Here is a 15576-nt window from a genome sequence, read left to right as displayed (position 1 = left end):
GTTCAGGGTGTACGCGGAGGTACTCGCGCAGACCCAGGAGCGGGCAACCGCCGGAACGACGCTGCCCTGCTGGAGTGGAACGAGCCGGAGTGACCGCGCGCCCCCGTCCCCCGGGGGACGCCTGGGGGGACGCCTGGGGGACGCAGGCGAGATCAGGAATGGGATCCGGTCGGGACACAGTGTGGCAAATCGCCGATTTTCGATTCAAATCGAAAGATCGCGTTCGATAACGAAGAGACCCCCTCCGATCCACGTTTCCGCAGTTCGGAGGGGGTCTACCTTCATGTGGCGGCGCCAGGATTCGAACCTGGGAAGGCTGAGCCGGCAGATTTACAGTCTGCTCCCTTTGGCCGCTCGGGCACACCGCCGGGTTTGCCGCCCTTCGAACCGCTTTTCGGCGGTGCTCCGTGGCAACGACGTAAACGATACCCGATGCCCGGGGGTGCTTCGCCACTCGATAGATCGACGCTCGGAGGGGAGGGGGTGGCTAGGCTTATGCGGATGCGGCCCGGGTCCGACGCGGGCATCGACGGCCGCGCCCCATGCACCCCGGAACACCCCGAACCAACCCGATACAAGGAGCCACAGGACATGGCCGACTCCAGTTTCGACATCGTCTCGAAGGTCGAGCGGCAGGAGGTCGACAACGCCCTCAACCAGGCCGCCAAGGAAATCTCGCAGCGCTACGACTTCAAGAACGTGGGCGCCTCCATCGCCTGGTCCGGCGAGAAGATCCTGATGCAGGCGAACTCCGAGGAGCGGGTGAAGGCCATCCTCGACGTGTTCGAGACCAAGCTGATCAAGCGTGGCATCTCGCTGAAGGCGCTGGACGCCGGTGAGCCGCAGCTGTCCGGCAAGGAGTACAAGATCTTCGCGTCGATCGAGGAGGGCATCTCCCAGGAGAACGCGAAGAAGGTCGCGAAGGTCATTCGCGACGAGGGCCCGAAGGGCGTGAAGGCCCAGGTGCAGGGCGACGAGCTGCGCGTCAGCTCGAAGAGCCGTGACGACCTGCAAGCCGTGCAGGCGCTGCTCAAGGGCCAGGACTTCGACTTCGCCCTGCAGTTCGTGAACTACCGGTAGATCAACGCTGGATCACCGCGTGTACGGCGTCGACCACGGCGTACGACGTACACCGCCGGAAGGGTGGGCACCCCCGCGGTGCCCACCCTTCCGTTCTCGTCTCTCGTCATCTCCGGTCGGCTGCGACTCGGGGATGCGCACTCAGCGGCGTGAGTCTCCGAACAGGAGGCGGTAGATGATCAGCAGGACCAGCGAGCCGCCGATCGCCGCCGCCCAGGTGGCGCCGTCGTAGAACTGCTTGGTGATCGGGTGGTCCAGCCAACGTGCCGATATCCAGCCCCCGATGAAGGCCCCCGCGACACCGATGACGGTCGTGCCGATGAAGCCGCCCGGGTCACGGCCCGGGAGCAGGAATTTGGCGATGGCGCCTGCCAACAGCCCCAGAATGATCCAGCCGACGATACCCATGCCGTGACCCTGCCTCTCCGCACTGTGCCTGCGCTGTACTCCTGCTCCGGCCAGGCTGTGTTCATGTGCCGCGTTCATGTGCCGCCGCTGTCGCTGAGGACGCCTCGCCGACGGCTGCCGGTTGCGCTGATCAGTAGGGTGCGGTCCATGACACAGTCCGGGGCGGGGCCATCCGGGGGCTTTGGGTTGCGGCGGACCCTCGGGGTCGGGGACGCCGTCGTCGTCGGGCTCGGGTCGATGGTCGGGGCCGGGATCTTCGCGGCGCTGGGTCCGGCGGCACGGGCCGCGGGGTCCGGACTGCTGCTCGGTCTGGCGGTCGCGGCCGTCGTCGCGTACTGCAACGCGATGTCCTCGGCCCGGCTGGCCGCCCTGTACCCCGCGTCGGGCGGCACGTATGTCTACGGGCGCGAGCGGCTCGGGGCCTTCTGGGGCTACCTGGCGGGCTGGGCGTTCATCGTCGGGAAGACCGCCTCCTGCGCGGCGATGGCGCTCACCGTGGGGGCGTACGTCTGGCCGGGGCAGGCGCACGCGGTGGCGGTCGCCGCCGTGGTGGCGCTGACCGCGGTGAACTACGGCGGCATGCAGAAGTCGGCCCTGCTGACGCGGGCGATCGTGGCGGTGGTCCTGGCGGTCCTCGCTTCCGTGGTGGTCGTCTGTCTCGGCTCCGGGGCCGCGGACGCCGGGCGGCTGGCCGTCGGGCTCTCCGGCGGCGCGGGCGGGGTGCTTCAGGCGGCTGGTCTGCTGTTCTTCGCGTTCGCCGGGTACGCGCGGATCGCCACCCTCGGTGAGGAGGTACGCGATCCGGAGCGGACCATCCCGCGCGCCATCCCGCTGGCCCTGGGCATCGCCCTGGTGGTGTACGCGGCTGTCGCCGTCGGTGTCCTTTCTGTACTGGGGGCCGACGCGCTGGGACACGCACCGGCGCCGCTGGCCGACGCGGTGCGGGCGGCGGGCGTGCCCGGTCTCGTGCCGGTGGTGCGGGTGGGCGCGGCGGTGGCCGCGCTCGGCTCCCTGCTCGCCCTCATCCTGGGCGTCTCACGGACAACGCTGGCCATGGCGCGGGACCGGCAGCTGCCGGGGGCCCTGGCCGCCGTGCACCCTCGCTTCCAGGTGCCGCACCGGGCGGAGCTGGCCGTGGGCGCGGTGGTCGCCGCCCTGGCCGCAACGGTGGATGTGCGGGGCGCGATCGGTTTCTCCTCCTTCGGGGTGCTGGCCTACTACGCGGTCGCCAACGCGTCCGCCTGGACCCTGAGTTCGGCACCGGCGTCGCGCGCCGTTCCGGCGGTCGGGCTCCTCGGGTGCGTGACATTGGCGTTCGCACTGCCGGCGGTGTCGGTGGGCGTGGGCGCGGCTGTACTGGGTCTGGGGGCGGCCGCGTACGGCATGCGGCGGTGGGGGGCTTCGCGGCGGCCGTAGCAGCAGCGGCAACCCGGTGGCCTCCGTGGCCGCCGGCCCGGTAGCCGACGTGGGTGTGGGGCGCTCGGCTAGGAGGTCCGCGCGGCGTCCGTGCGTATATGGAAGTCGGCCCAAGGGGCCAGGTCCATATCGTCATTGGACTCGTCGTACCAGCCTGTTCCGTCCAGCCAGGTGCGCAGCCACTCCGCGAGTCCGGGCGCGTCCACGTACCAGGCGTGGTGGGCGTCGTCGGCGTTCGGCTCGAAGAGCAGGACCGTGCCCTGCGGGGTGCGGCAGTCCACGCACGCATACATTCCACAGCCCCAGTGGGATATCGGCAGGATTCCCTCGGGCCAGGGCCAGTCGGGGTCCTTGCGGCCGCTCTCGCGGTTGGCGAGGTACTGCGGGACAACGGCCGGCTCGCCCGACGGCGGGCTGTCGAGCAGGGGCAACAGGCCGTACTCCGGGCCGAATCCGCCGTCTCCTATCCGCAGGTAGAGCGCGGCGAGCAGGGGAGGCAAGGGGAAGCCGAGGGCGGCCTCGGCGCGGGCCAGCGCGGCCGTGTCCACGGGCTCGGGGAGCGAAGGCCAGCCCCACGGCCGGGTGTTGCGGGCCTCTTCCGCCACCTTCTCCAGCAACTGCTCGGTCTCGGTCATGGATTCATCATGCAGCGCGGCACTGACAATCGAGCGGGCCTGTGGATAACCGGCGGGCTGTGGGCCTTCCGGTCCGCCGGCCGGGCCCCCGTTCCCGTTCCCGTTCCCGTTCCCGTTCCCGTTCTGTCAGCGTGTCGCGAAGGGCTCGTCCGTGCGTACGATTTCGCGTCCCAGCGGGAGCAGTGAAATGGGGAGCAGCTTGAAGTTGGCGATGCCGAACGGGATGCCGATGATCGTGAGGCACAGGGCGATGCCCGTGACGATGTGGGCAAGGGCCAGCCACCAGCCCGCGAGGACCAGCCACAGGACGTTGCCGATACAGGAGGGCGCGCCCGCGTCGCGGCGCTCGACCGTCGTATATCCGAAGGGCCACAGGGCGTATACGCCGATGCGGAATGCGGCGATGCCGAACGGGATGCCGATGATCGTGATGCAGAGGAGCACACCCGCGAGCAGGTAGCCGAGGAACAGCCAGAAGCCGCTCAGGACGAGCCAAATGACGTTCAGGATTGTCTTCACTGGTGACGACCTGCCATCTGCTCCAGACGGGCGATGCGCTCCGTCATCGGCGGGTGGGTGGAGAACATCTTGGAGAGACCCTGGCCCGGGCGGAAGGGATTCGCGATCATCATGTGGCTCGCGGTCTCGATACGTGGTTCGGGGGGCAGTGGCAGTTGCTTGATGCCCGCGTCGAGCTTGCGGAGGGCGCTGGCGAGGGCGAGGGGGTCGCCGGTGAGCTGGGCGCCGGACGCGTCCGCCTCGTACTCCCTGGAGCGGCTGATGGCGAGCTGGATGATCGTGGCGGCGAGCGGGCCCAGGATCATGATCAGGAGCATGCCCAGGAGGCCGGGGCCGTCGTCGTCGCTGGAGCGGCCGACCGGGATCAGCCAGGCGAAGTTGACCAGGAACATGATCACCGAGGCGAGGGCTCCGGCGACCGAGGAGATGAGGATGTCGCGGTTGTAGACGTGGCTGAGTTCGTGGCCGATGACACCGCGCAGTTCGCGCTCGTCCAGGATCCGCAGGATCCCCTCGGTGCAGCACACGGCCGCGTTGCGCGGGTTGCGGCCGGTCGCGAACGCGTTCGGTGCTTCCGTGGGAGAGATGTACAGGCGCGGCATGGGCTGGCGGGCCTGGGTGGAGAGCTCGCGGACCATGCGGTACAGCGTGGGGGCCTCGAACTCGCTCACCGGGCGCGCGCGCATCGCGCGTAGAGCCAGCTTGTCGCTGTTCCAGTACGCGTAGGCGTTGGTGCCGATCGCGATGAAGAGTGCGACGACCAGACCCGTACGCCCGAAGAAGCTGCCGATGACGATGATGAGTGCGGACAGTCCCCCGAGGAGTACGGCGGTCTTGAGCCCGTTGTGCCGGCGGTGCACGGTACGCCCTCCAAGTGGTGCGGCAGGGGAACCCTTTGTCTGCGGATGCTGTTGACTCCACCTCTCAGTGGACCCTCCCGTACTGGTCAACGCCAGGCGAGGAGCACTAGTTCCCTTGTGCGCGCACCGGCGCGCGTGGGCCGTCCGGGTGGTGGCGGATGACGATCCACGCGCGCGTGCCCCGCGGTTTCAGCGGAGGCCGGTGTCCGATTTCAGAAGAGGCCGGTGTCCGAGAAGCGCAGGACCAGCTGGGGCGCTCCGGAGAGGGCGACTCCCAGCACGGCGGTCAGGGCGATCGCGGCCGTCAGCGGTGCCGGGACGCGGTGCTTCTCGGGCTCGCCCTCGGGAGCGCGGAACAGCAGCGTCGTCCACTGGAGGTAGTAGAAGAGCGCGATCACTACGTTGACGGCCATCACCACGGCCAGCCAGCCAAGGCCCGCGTCGACGGCGGCCGAGAAGACGGTGACCTTCGCGAACAGGCCGATGATGCCCGGCGGCAGTCCGGCCAGACAGAGCAGGAAGAAGCCCAGGAGCAGGGCCGCGAGGGGGTTCGAGGCGTACAGGCCGCGGTAGTCGCTGACGCGGTTCAGCACCTTCGTACGGCCCACCAGGGCGGCCACGGCGAAGGCTCCGAGGTTCACGGCCGCGTACATGAGGGCGTACGCCACGGTCGATCCGATGGCCTTCTCGGCGTCCTTCGAGTACGCCGCGGCGGCGATCGGCACCAGGAGGTAGCCGGCCTGGCCGACGGAGGACCAGGCCAGCAGCCGTACCGCGCTGTACGCGCGCGTGGCCTGCTGGCGCAGGGCACCGACGTTGCCGACGGTCATGGTGAGGGCGGCCAGCGCGGCGAGCGCCGGACCCCAGACGTCCGCGTACGAGGGGAAGGCGACGACGGTGACGAGGATCAGCCCGGAGAAGCCGACCGCCTTGCCGACGACGGACAGGTAGGCGGCGATCGGCAGGGGCGCCCCCACGTAGGTGTCGGGCACCCAGAAGTGGAAGGGGACGGCGGCCGTCTTGAAGGCGAAGCCGACGAGGGTGAGCACGACGCCGGTCTGGGCGAGCGTGTGGAGCTGGCCGTCGACGTGCTGGATCTTGCGGGCGATCTCGGTGAGGTAGAGCGTGCCCGTGGACGCGTACACGAAGCTGACGCCCATGAGGCTGACCGCGGTCGCCGTGACGGACGAGAGGAAGAACTTCAGGGCCGCTTCGGAGGACTTCTTGTCGCCGCGCTTGATGCCGACGAGTGCGAAGGCGGGCAGAGAGGCGACCTCCAGGGCGACGATGAGGGTCGCCAGATCGCGGGAGGCGGGCAGCAGGGCGGCGCCGGCGGCCGAGGAGAGCAGCAGGAACCAGAATTCCCCTTCGGGAATTTCCCTGTCGGCGTCCTTCAGGGCGGTGACCGACAGGAGGGCCGCGAGGAGCGCCCCGCCGAGGACCAGGAACTGGATGGCGAGGGTGAAGTGGTCCGCCGTGTAGCTGCAGGTGTTCGCGTCGCCCGTCAGGCAGAAGGTGGCGCGGTCTCCGTCCAGGAGGGGCAGCAGCAGGAGCGCCGAGGCGGCGAGCCCCGCGACGGACACCCATCCGAGGAGCGCCTTCTTGTGGTCGCCGATGAAGAGGTCGGCGACGAGCACGACGAGTCCGACGACCGCCGCGAGCGTGGGCGGGGCGATCGCGAGCCAGTCGACGGACTGGACCAGGGAGCTCATCGGGTGCCTCCTGCGAGGAGCTGCTGCACGGCCGGGTCGGTCAGGCCGAGGAGGGCCCTGGGCCAGAGTCCGGCGACGACGGTGAGGGCGACGAGCGGTGTCCAGGCGGCGAACTCGTAGCTCTGCACGTCGGCGAGGGTCGAGATCTGTCCGGACTCCTGTGGGACGGCGCCCATGCAGACGCGGCGCACGACGACGAGCATGTACGCGGCGGTGAGCAGGGTGCCGAAGGCGGCGATGGCCATGAACGTCAGGAACGCGGGGCGGCTGAGGTCGTCGGCGGGCTTGAACGCGCCGAACAGAGCGAGCATTTCGCCCCAGAACCCGGCGAGGCCGGGCAGCCCGAGTGAGGCGACGGCGCCGAAGGCGAGCAGACCGCCGAGGCGTGGGGCCTTGGCGTAGAGGGCGGCGCCGGTCTTCTCGGCGAGGGTGTCGAGGTCGGTGCTGCCGGTGCGGTCCTTGAGCGCGCCGACCAGGAAGAAGAGGAGGCCGGTGATGAGGCCGTGGGCGATGTTGGCGAAGAGCGCGCCGTTCACGCCGGTCGGGGTCATCGTCGCGATGCCGAGCAGGACGAAGCCCATGTGGCCGACGGAGGAGTAGGCGATGAGCCGCTTGAGATCGCCCTTCGCGCCCTGTTTGGCGAGGGCGAGGCAGGCCAGGGATCCGTAGATGATTCCGACCACGGCGAACGCGGCGAGGTACGGCGCGAAGGTGCGGAGTCCGTCGGGCGCGATCGGCAGCAGAATCCGGACGAACCCGTACGTACCCATCTTCAGCAGCACGCCGGCCAGCAGGACGGAGCCGACCGTCGGCGCGGCGGTGTGGGCGTCCGGGAGCCAGCTGTGCAGCGGCCACATCGGCGTCTTGACCGCGAGCCCGATCCCGATCGCCAAAACGGCGATGACCTGCACGGATGTGGTCAGCGACCGGCCGTTGTCAGTGGCGAGTGCCACCATGTCGAATGTGCCCGCCTTGATTCCGATCAGGAGCAGGCCCAGCAGCATGACGACGGAACCGAGCAGTGTGTAGAGGATGAACTTCCAGGCCGCGGCCTGGCGTTCCGCACCGCCCCACCGGGCGATGAGGAAGTACATCGGGATGAGCACCATCTCGAACGCGAGGAAGAACAGCAGCAGATCGAGGACGGCGAAGGTCGCGAGGGTGCCGGACTCGAGGACGAGGACGAGCGCGACGAAGGCCTTAGGGGTGGGGCCCGCAGGCATTTTGAAGTAGGAGTACAGCGCGCAGAGGAAGGTCAGCAGCGCCGTCAGGACCAGAAGGGGGAGGGAAATGCCGTCGATGCCGAGGTGGATGCGCACATGGAGTGCGGGGATCCAGCTGATGTCCGTCGTGGCCTGCATCTTTGACGGGTGGTCGTGGTCGAAGCCGAGCGTCAGGGCGATCGCGGCGATGAGCACCGCACCGGTGACGGTCACGCCGTGCCGCAGCACGGCCTGGTCGGGCGACTTCCCCTTCAGCCCGGGCGGGGCCGGCAGAAGAGCGGCGGCGGCCCCGATGAGCGGGCCGACGACGATGAACGCGAGAAGGATCTGCATCACTGACTCGTTGATATCGATCACGCCTGCTCACGCTCCTGTGGCGACGAGGAGGGCGGCGACCGCCAGGACGACGGTGCCGGCGAGCAGCGCGCTCACATAGGTCTGCACATTGCCGGTCTGGGCGCGCCGTACGGCCGCGCCGAGCAGCCGGGGCACGGCGCTCGCGCCGCTTACGTAGGTGTCGACGACCTCACGGTCGAGGAACCGGACGAGGCTTGCCGCCGCCTGCACCGGGCGGACGAAGAGCGTCGCGTACACGGCGTCGAGGTGGAAGCCGACGGCCGCGTGGCGGTGCAGCGGGCCGAGCAGCAGCCGGCCCGGGTCCGCCGGGTCGGGTGCGTAGGCCACGTCTCCGTACACCGACTCGTGAATGGCGATGGCCTCGGCCTCGACGTGCGCGGCGTCGCCCTCGGGGTGGGCCACGACCGCACCCAGCGGGACGCGGACCGCCAGCGCGGAGGTGTGCCGCCAGGCGCCGTAGGTGATGAGTCCGCCGGTCAGGGCGAGCCCTGTGCCGAGGACCGATGTGGTGAGGGTGGGCGCCAGGTCGCGGCCGTCGAACCAGTCGGGCAGCAGCCCGTAGGCCAGTCCGAAGGCGAGTGACGGGACGGCGAGCACCCACAGCACGGCGGTCATCACCACGGGCTGCCTGCCGTGATCGGGAGCTTCGACGCCCCGGCCACGGAAGGCGAGCAGCCACAGGCGGGTCGCGTACGCGGCGGTGAGTACGGCGGTGAGCAGGGCGGCGACGAGGACGATCCAGCCCGCGGCGCCGGGGGCGTGCTCGGTGTGGCCGGTGGCGACGTGCTCGGCGGCGCCCAGGACGGACTCCTTGGAGAAGAAGCCCGCGAAGGGCGGGACCGCGGCAAGCGCGAGGAGCGCCACGGTCATCGTCCAGTAGGCGTCGGGGATGCGGGCGCGCAGGTCCTTCATCCGGGACATGGAGGCCAGCGAGTTGGTACCGGCCGCGTGGATGATCACGCCCGCCGCGAGGAACAGCAGCGCCTTGAAGACGCCGTGGGACAGGAGGTGGAAGACGGCGGCACCGCGGTCGCCGACGGCGAGAGCGCCGGTCATGTAGCCGAGCTGGCCGATCGTCGAGTACGCGAGGACGCGTTTGATGTCGTCCTGGGCGAGCGCGGCGAGCCCGGAGCCGAGCATCGTGACGGCGGCCATGACGGCGAGGACGACCAATGCGGCCGAGGAGGCGGCGAAGACCGGGAGGAGCCGGGCGATGAAGTAGACACCGGCGGCGACCATCGTCGCGGCGTGGATCAGCGCGGAGACGGGCGTGGGACCGGCCATCGCGTCGGGGAGCCAGGTGTGCAGCGGGAACTGCGCCGACTTGCCCGCCACACCGGCGAGGAGGAGCAGGGCGATCAGCGTCGGGTGGTCGAGTCCGCCGTTCGCGACGGCGCCGAGGACCTTCGTGATGCGGAAGGACCCGGCGTCGGTGGCGAGGGCGAACAGGCCGATGAGGAAGGGGACGTCGCCGAGCTTGGTGACCAGGAAGGCCTTGATGGAGGCGGCGCGTGCTTCGGACGTCTCCCAGTAGTGGCCGACCAGGAAGTACGAGCAGATGCCCATGATCTCCCAGCCGACCAGGAGCAGCATCAGGTCGCCGGAGTAGACGACGAGCAGCATCGCGGAGGTGAAGAGGGAGACGAGAGCGGAGTACGAGGGGTAGCGCGGGTCGTCGCGCAGATAGCCCGTCGAGTAGATCTGCACGCAGGACGCGACCAGGCCGACCAGGACGGCGACGAGGGCGGCGAAGCCGTCGATGTGCAGGGCGAGCTCGATGGGGACCGAGCCGGTGGGCGTGAGCTCGGTGGCGGCGTCGATGGCCTGGCCGCCGCCCTGGCGTACGGCGACCACCACGGCGAGGGCGAACGCTGTCAGGGTCGGCAGGACGGCGAGGGGGCGTACGAAGCCGGGTGCCGTGCGGCCCAGCAGGAGGCCGGCCGCGGCGGCCAGGAACGGAAGGAGGGGGACGAGGACGGCGAGGGTGGTCGTGGTCACGCGGTGGCCTCAGCCTTCTCGGCCGCGGTGGGTGCGGAGCCGTCGGTTCCGGGGCCGTCGGGCTCGGGGCCCTCGGCGGTGTCGCGGAGCTTGTCGATGTCCGAGGTGCCGCGGTTTCGGTAGACGGCGAGGACGATCGCCAGGCCGATGCCGATCTCGGCGGCGGCGATGGCGATGGTGAACAGGGTGAGGGCCTGGCCGGAGTGAAGGGTGTCCCGGGCGGTCTTGGACAGCCAGACGTCGAAGGCGACGAGGTTGAGGTTGACGGCGTTGAGCATCAGCTCGACGGACATCAGGACCAGGATCGCGTTACGGCGGGCGAGGACGCCGTACAGGCCCGTGGAGAAGAGGAGGGCGGAGAGCACGGCGGGATAGGCGAGGTGCATCAGCGGGCCCCTTCCTTTTCGCTCCGGGCGCTCGGGAGGCTCGTGGTGGTCGCCGCGTCCGCCTTCGCCTTGCGGGAGAGGACGATCGCGCCGACCAGGGCGGCGAGGAGGAGGACGGAAAGGGCTTCGAAGGGAAGGACCCAGTTCTGGAAGAGGCTCGCGCCGGTGACGGCGGTGGAGCCGGCGGCGGCGCCGTTCAGGTCGAGCCACGTCGTGCGGAAGGCGTCGACGACGACCCAGACCAGGGTGGCGGCGGAGGCGACGGCCACGGTGAGGGCGGCCCAGCGGTTGCCGGAGTCGGCGTCCGGGGAGCGGCCGATGGGGGCCTTGGTGAGCATCAGACCGAACAGGAGGAGGACGACGACGGAGCCGACGTAGATGAGGACCTGCACCCAGGCGATGAACTCGGCGGTGAGCAGGAGGTACTCCACGGCGAGACCGCCGAGGGTCGCCACCAGCCACAGGGCGGCATGTACGAGCTGCTTGGTGGTGACGGTGACGATCGCGGCGCCGAAGGTGACGAGGCCGACGAGGAGGAAGGCGATCTCGATGCCGGTCGGGGAGAGGAAGCCGTGGGATTCGGCGGCGACCGCGGTCGCGACGTGAGCTGCTGCGGGGGTCACGCTTCTCCCTCCTGCGGCTTCGGGGCGGCGTCGGGCGCGCCTTCGGCGGCGGACCCGGCCTCGGCAGCTGCCTCGGCCTGCGCTGCCTCGGCCTGCGCCGCATCAGTCTGTGCTGCCGCGGCCTGTGCTGCCGCGAGCTTCTCCGCGGTTTTGCGGGCTGCGGCGATCTCCTTCGGTTCCTCGGCGGCGGGGTCGAGGGCCGGCGGGGCCGGGACGGTCCACATCCACTCGCGGAGCTTGTCGCGCTCGTGGGTGAGTTCGTGGATGTCGGTCTCGGCGTACTCGAACTCCGGTGACCAGAACAGGGCGTCGAAGGGGCAGACCTCGATGCAGATACCGCAGTACATGCAGAGGGAGAAGTCGATGGCGAAGCGGTCGAGGACGTTGCGGCTGCGCTCGCGGCCGCCGGGGGCGGCGGGCGGGACCGTCTCCTTGTGGGAGTCGATGTAGATGCACCAGTCCGGGCACTCGCGGGCGCACAGCATGCAGACCGTGCAGTTCTCCTCGAAGAGGCCGATGACGCCGCGGGAGCGGGGCGGGAGTTCGGGCTGGGCGTCCGGGTACTGCGCGGTGACGGTCTTCTTCGTCATCGTGCGGAGGGTGACGGCCAGGCCCTTGGCGAGGCCGGAGCCAGGAATGGGGGCCATGGTTACGAGATCACCACCTTGACGATGCCGGTGAGGGCGATCTGGGCGAGGGAGAGCGGAACGAGGAGGGTCCAGGAGAGTTTTTGGAGCTGGTCCTCGCGGAGGCGGGGGTAGGTGACGCGCAGCCAGATCACGACGAAGGCGAGGAGCGCGGTCTTCAGCAGGGTCCAGACCCAGCCGAGGCCGTCGGCACCCCAGGGGCCGTGCCAGCCGCCCAGGAAGAGGACGGTGGTCAGGCCGCACAGGACGACGATTCCGGCGTACTCGGCGAGGAGGAACAGCGCGAAGCGGAGACCGGTGTACTCCGTGTACGCGCCGAAGATGATCTCCGAGTCGGCGACGGGCATGTCGAAGGGGGGTCGTTGGAGCTCGGCGAGGCCGGCTACGAAGAAGACGATCGCGCCGACGATCTGCCAGGGCAGCCACCACCACTGGAAGGCGTCGACGATGCCGAGGAGGGAGACTGTGCCGGCCGCCATCGCCACCGAGGCGGCGGTGAGCAGCATCGGGAGTTCGTAGGCGAGGAGCTGGGCGGCTGTGCGGAGGCCGCCGAGGAGGGAGAACTTGTTGGCGGAGGCCCAGCCGGCCATGAGGGAGCCGAGGACTCCTACGCCCATCACCGCGAGGACGAAGAAGATGCCCGCGTCGACGACCTCGCCGACGGCGCCTTCGCCCGGTCCGATGGGGATGGCGAGGAGCACCAGGAGGTACGGAAGGAGGGCCACGGCGGGGGCGAGCTGGAAGATGCGGCGGTCCGCGCCGGCCGGTACGACGTCTTCCTTCTGCGCGAACTTCACACCGTCGGCGACGAGTTGGGCCCAGCCGTGGAAGCCGCCGGCGTACATCGGGCCGAGGCGGCCCTGCATGTGCGCCATCACCTTGTGCTCCGTCTGACCCACGATCAGGGGGAACGTCAGGAACACGACGAACACCACGAGGAGTCGCAGGGCGACGTCGAGAGCGTCGTTCACTGCCGGCCTCCTGTGGGGTCTTCGGGGGTGGGGGTCGTGTCCGGGGACGTCTCCGGGCGGGGGCCGGCGGGGCGGACTTCGGAGTCGGCGTCGGCCGCGTCGGTACCGGCTTCGGCACCGGCGTCGGCCGCGTCGGCGCCGGAACCGGCACCGGCCGTATCCGCGTTCGCATCCGCATCCGCGTCTGCATCCGCCCCGCCCGCGCCGGTCTCGGTCGGGGGTTTCGGGGTGGGTTCGGGTGCGGCTTCGGCTTCGGGCTCGTCGAAGGCGGGGCGGGCGTGGTGCCAGGGGGCGTCCGAGCTGCGCGGGGCGGGCTTCGGGGTGGTGCGCGCCGCCGTCGGCGCGTCCTCGCCGGTGCCGGCCGGTGCGGGTGTGTCGGCCGGTGCGGGTGCGTCGGCCGCGTCAGTCGCCTCGGCCGCCTTGGCCGTATCGGCCGCCTTGGCCGTATCGGCCGCCTTGGCCGTATCGGCCGCCTTGGCCGTATCGGGCCGCACCCGCTGCGTCGCCGAGCCCTCGCTCGCGCTGCGTGCGCGGCGCGGGCCGGCCGCGGGCGGCGTCGGCTCCGTAGCCGACGGGCGCTGCGTCACCGAGCCCTCGGAAGCGGTTCGCGCGCGGCGCGGTGCAGTCGGAACCTCCGTGGAGGCGTCGGGGGTGGTGCCGGGCGTGGCCGTCTGGCTCACCGATCCCTCGGACACGGTTCGCGCGCGGCGGGGCGTGGACGGCGCCTCTGTGGGGGGCGGGGTCGCGGGCGCCGCCGCCTGGCTCGCCGAGCCCTCCCCCGCCGTACGCGTGCGGCGGACGGGGCGTTCGCCTGCGGCGCGGGCCGGGCGTTCGCCTGCCGCCCGGGCCGCGCCGCGCGCCGGGCGGGCCGGGGCCGGGGGGAGTTGGCCCTTCAGCGGGCCCCAGTCGTTCGGGTCGGGGACGCCCGGGGGGAGCATCTGGCGGCGCTTCGGGCCTCCGTGGTCCGACTCGCCCGGTTCCTTCGCACCGGGCCACGCCTTGGCCACCCGCGCGGCCAGCACGAAGTCCTTGCGAAGGGGGTGGCCCTCGAAGCCCTCGGGCAGGAGCAGGGGGTCCAGCGCCGGGTGGCCCTCGAAGGTCACGCCGAACATCTCGTGGGTCTCGCGCTCGTGCCAGCCCGCGCCCGCGTAGACCCCCACGGCGGTGGGGAGGACGGGCGCCTCGTGCGGGACCGTCGTACGGACGAGGAGGCGGCGCACCGAAGACGGAGACGGAGGCTGAGACGGGGATGGGGACGGGGGCTGAGACGGGGACGGGGGTGAGGGCAGGGCGACGACGTGGGCCGAGACCAGGAATCCCCTGCCCGGTTCGTCGACCGCGCTCAGCCAGTCGAAGTAGGTGCAGCCCAGAGCGTCGCGTGCCGTCTCCAGGGCGGAGATCCAGGAGGTCGGGGGTACGTCGACCGTCAGGACCTCGTACGACGCCTCGGCCGTGGCCTCCGTACCGAAGAGCTCCTCGGCGGGAGCGGGGAGCCAGCCGACGGCAGTCATCGGGCGCCCCCCTCGGCCGTGCCCGCGCCTGTGCCCGCGGCCGGCGGCCGGACCAGGTCGCTCTGGAGTGCGGCCGCCGAAGGGCGGGGCGAGCCGTACCGCTCGCTCAGCGACTCCCGTGCGATCTTCTCCTGGAGCTTGAGGATGCCTTGGAGCAGTGCCTCGGGGCGGGGCGGGCAGCCGGGTACGTACACGTCGACCGGGATGATCTGGTCGACGCCCTTGGTCACGGAGTACGAGTCCCAGTACGGGCCGCCGCAGTTCGAGCAGGCGCCGAACGAGATGACGTACTTCGGCTCGGGCATCTGCTCGTACAGCCGCTTGACGGCCGGGGCCATCTTGTCCGTGACCGTGCCCGAGACGACCATCAGGTCGGCCTGGCGCGGCCCGGGCGCGAACGGGATCACACCGAGGCGGATGAAGTCGTGCCGGGCCATCGACGCGGCGATGAACTCGATCGCGCAGCAGGCCAGGCCGAAGTTGAAGACCCAGAGCGAGTAGCGGCGGCCCCAGTTCAGGACCACCTTCATCGGCTCGGGTGCCAGGCGGGCGAGTGCGCCCAGCCGCTTCGGCTCCGGGAGCAGAACAGGTTCGGGGGTCACGTCCATGCCAGGACGCCCTTCTTGTATGCGTACAGCAGGCCGACGGCCAGGAAGCCCAGGAAGATGAACATTTCCACGAGCGTCGCCGCGCCGTAGCCGGGCGCGGCGAAGACCGTCGCCCAGGGGAAGAGGAAGATCGAGTCGACCGCGAAGATCACGTACAGGAACGCGTAGACGTAGTAGCGGACCTGGGTGTGGGCCCAGCCCTCGCCGACGGGATCGACTCCGCACTCGTAGGTCAGGAGTTTCTCGGGGGTGGGGACCACGGGCCGCAGCAGGTGTCCCGCCCCGAAGGCCACGGCGACGAACAGCACACCGACGACGGCGAGCAGTCCCACGACCGAATAGGAGTGGAAATAGGACTGGAGGTGGTCCGCCGCGACCGCATTCCCAGCGGTCCCAGCCCCGGTCCCCGTGACGACGGTCGGCTCCGGCACCTCAGCCCCTTACTCCTTGACCCTGTGACTCGCGTGAACCCTGTGTTCGACGATCTGTACGCACGGGAGTCTAGGGCCTGCTAAAGAAAGGGTAAGCAGCCCGTCGTGCCCAGACCTGATCAAAGGGGTCCCTGACCTGATCCAAGGGGTCCGGGGCGGGACCCAGGGTGAAGCCCGGGGTGGGGTTTTCC

At 70.5% G+C, this 15576-nt stretch carries 16 protein-coding genes and 1 tRNA gene; 2 read left to right on the top strand and 15 right to left on the bottom strand.

Annotated elements, in window-relative coordinates; translation table 11 throughout:
- Positions 1–286 precede the first annotated feature (286 nt).
- A tRNA-Tyr gene (locus GTY58_RS25585) sits at positions 287–368 on the bottom strand.
- Positions 369–591: 223 nt separating this feature from the next.
- On the opposite strand from GTY58_RS25585, the gene GTY58_RS25580 reads away from it, so the two are divergent.
- Positions 592–1080: a YajQ family cyclic di-GMP-binding protein gene (locus tag GTY58_RS25580; protein ID WP_010986316.1), complete on the top strand. Its 489-nt coding sequence runs from the start codon at positions 592–594 to the stop codon at positions 1078–1080.
- A gap of 141 nt (positions 1081–1221) precedes the next feature.
- On the opposite strand, the gene GTY58_RS25575 is transcribed toward GTY58_RS25580, so the two are convergent.
- Positions 1222–1488 carry a GlsB/YeaQ/YmgE family stress response membrane protein gene (locus GTY58_RS25575; protein WP_010986315.1) on the bottom strand — a complete coding sequence of 89 codons (267 nt, stop codon included), beginning with the start codon at positions 1486–1488 and terminating at the stop codon, positions 1222–1224.
- A gap of 147 nt (positions 1489–1635) precedes the next feature.
- On the opposite strand from GTY58_RS25575, the gene GTY58_RS25570 reads away from it, so the two are divergent.
- The gene (locus GTY58_RS25570) at positions 1636–2904 is read left to right on the top strand and encodes an APC family permease (RefSeq protein ID WP_010986314.1); all 1269 of its coding nucleotides are present in this window, start codon (positions 1636–1638) and stop codon (positions 2902–2904) included.
- A 68-nt stretch (positions 2905–2972) separates the two neighbouring features.
- On the opposite strand, the gene GTY58_RS25565 is transcribed toward GTY58_RS25570, so the two are convergent.
- From GTY58_RS25565 to GTY58_RS25505, 13 genes are all read right to left on the bottom strand, one after another.
- The gene (locus GTY58_RS25565) at positions 2973–3539 is read right to left on the bottom strand and encodes an SMI1/KNR4 family protein (protein ID WP_010986313.1); all 567 of its coding nucleotides are present in this window, start codon (positions 3537–3539) and stop codon (positions 2973–2975) included.
- Between the two features lie 126 nt (positions 3540–3665).
- A complete protein-coding gene (locus GTY58_RS25560; protein WP_010986312.1) occupies positions 3666–4058 on the bottom strand; it encodes a YccF domain-containing protein in 393 nt (130 codons plus the stop codon).
- Positions 4055–4918: a zinc metalloprotease HtpX gene (htpX, locus tag GTY58_RS25555; protein WP_010986311.1), complete on the bottom strand. Its 864-nt coding sequence runs from the start codon at positions 4916–4918 to the stop codon at positions 4055–4057. Before htpX ends, GTY58_RS25560 begins: the two co-directional genes overlap by 4 nt.
- Positions 4919–5130: 212 nt before the next feature.
- On the bottom strand, positions 5131–6630 hold the full coding sequence (locus tag GTY58_RS25550) for an NADH-quinone oxidoreductase subunit N (protein ID WP_010986310.1): 1500 nt from the start codon (positions 6628–6630) through the stop codon (positions 5131–5133).
- Positions 6627–8210, bottom strand: a complete 1584-nt coding sequence (locus GTY58_RS25545; protein ID WP_010986309.1) for an NADH-quinone oxidoreductase subunit M — start codon at positions 8208–8210, stop codon at positions 6627–6629. Before GTY58_RS25545 ends, GTY58_RS25550 begins: the two co-directional genes overlap by 4 nt.
- A gap of 6 nt (positions 8211–8216) precedes the next feature.
- Positions 8217–10208 (bottom strand): NADH-quinone oxidoreductase subunit L, encoded by a 1992-nt coding sequence (locus GTY58_RS25540; protein WP_010986308.1) that lies wholly within the window; start codon positions 10206–10208, stop codon positions 8217–8219.
- Positions 10205–10594 carry an NADH-quinone oxidoreductase subunit NuoK gene (nuoK, locus tag GTY58_RS25535; RefSeq protein ID WP_010986307.1) on the bottom strand — a complete coding sequence of 130 codons (390 nt, stop codon included), beginning with the start codon at positions 10592–10594 and terminating at the stop codon, positions 10205–10207. Before nuoK ends, GTY58_RS25540 begins: the two co-directional genes overlap by 4 nt.
- The gene (locus GTY58_RS25530) at positions 10594–11217 is read right to left on the bottom strand and encodes an NADH-quinone oxidoreductase subunit J (protein ID WP_010986306.1); all 624 of its coding nucleotides are present in this window, start codon (positions 11215–11217) and stop codon (positions 10594–10596) included. The genes nuoK and GTY58_RS25530 overlap by 1 nt, the downstream gene beginning before the upstream one ends.
- Positions 11214–11864 carry an NADH-quinone oxidoreductase subunit I gene (locus GTY58_RS25525; protein ID WP_010986305.1) on the bottom strand — a complete coding sequence of 217 codons (651 nt, stop codon included), beginning with the start codon at positions 11862–11864 and terminating at the stop codon, positions 11214–11216. The genes GTY58_RS25530 and GTY58_RS25525 overlap by 4 nt, the downstream gene beginning before the upstream one ends.
- A 2-nt stretch (positions 11865–11866) precedes the next feature.
- Positions 11867–12835 (bottom strand): complex I subunit 1 family protein, encoded by a 969-nt coding sequence (locus tag GTY58_RS25520; RefSeq protein WP_010986304.1) that lies wholly within the window; start codon positions 12833–12835, stop codon positions 11867–11869.
- Positions 12832–14346: an NADH-quinone oxidoreductase subunit C gene (locus tag GTY58_RS25515; protein ID WP_010986303.1), complete on the bottom strand. Its 1515-nt coding sequence runs from the start codon at positions 14344–14346 to the stop codon at positions 12832–12834. Before GTY58_RS25515 ends, GTY58_RS25520 begins: the two co-directional genes overlap by 4 nt.
- Positions 14343–14954 carry an NADH-quinone oxidoreductase subunit B gene (locus tag GTY58_RS25510; RefSeq protein WP_010986302.1) on the bottom strand — a complete coding sequence of 204 codons (612 nt, stop codon included), beginning with the start codon at positions 14952–14954 and terminating at the stop codon, positions 14343–14345. Before GTY58_RS25510 ends, GTY58_RS25515 begins: the two co-directional genes overlap by 4 nt.
- A complete protein-coding gene (locus GTY58_RS25505) occupies positions 14945–15385 on the bottom strand; it encodes an NADH-quinone oxidoreductase subunit A (RefSeq protein WP_010986301.1) in 441 nt (146 codons plus the stop codon). The genes GTY58_RS25510 and GTY58_RS25505 overlap by 10 nt, the downstream gene beginning before the upstream one ends.
- Positions 15386–15576: the final 191 nt, after the last annotated feature.

Source organism: Streptomyces sp. SID5469 (assembly GCF_009862865.1).
Lineage (GTDB): Bacteria > Actinomycetota > Actinomycetes > Streptomycetales > Streptomycetaceae > Streptomyces > Streptomyces avermitilis.
Note: the sequence above shows the minus strand (reverse complement) of the source record. Positions and strands in the feature narration are given on the sequence as shown.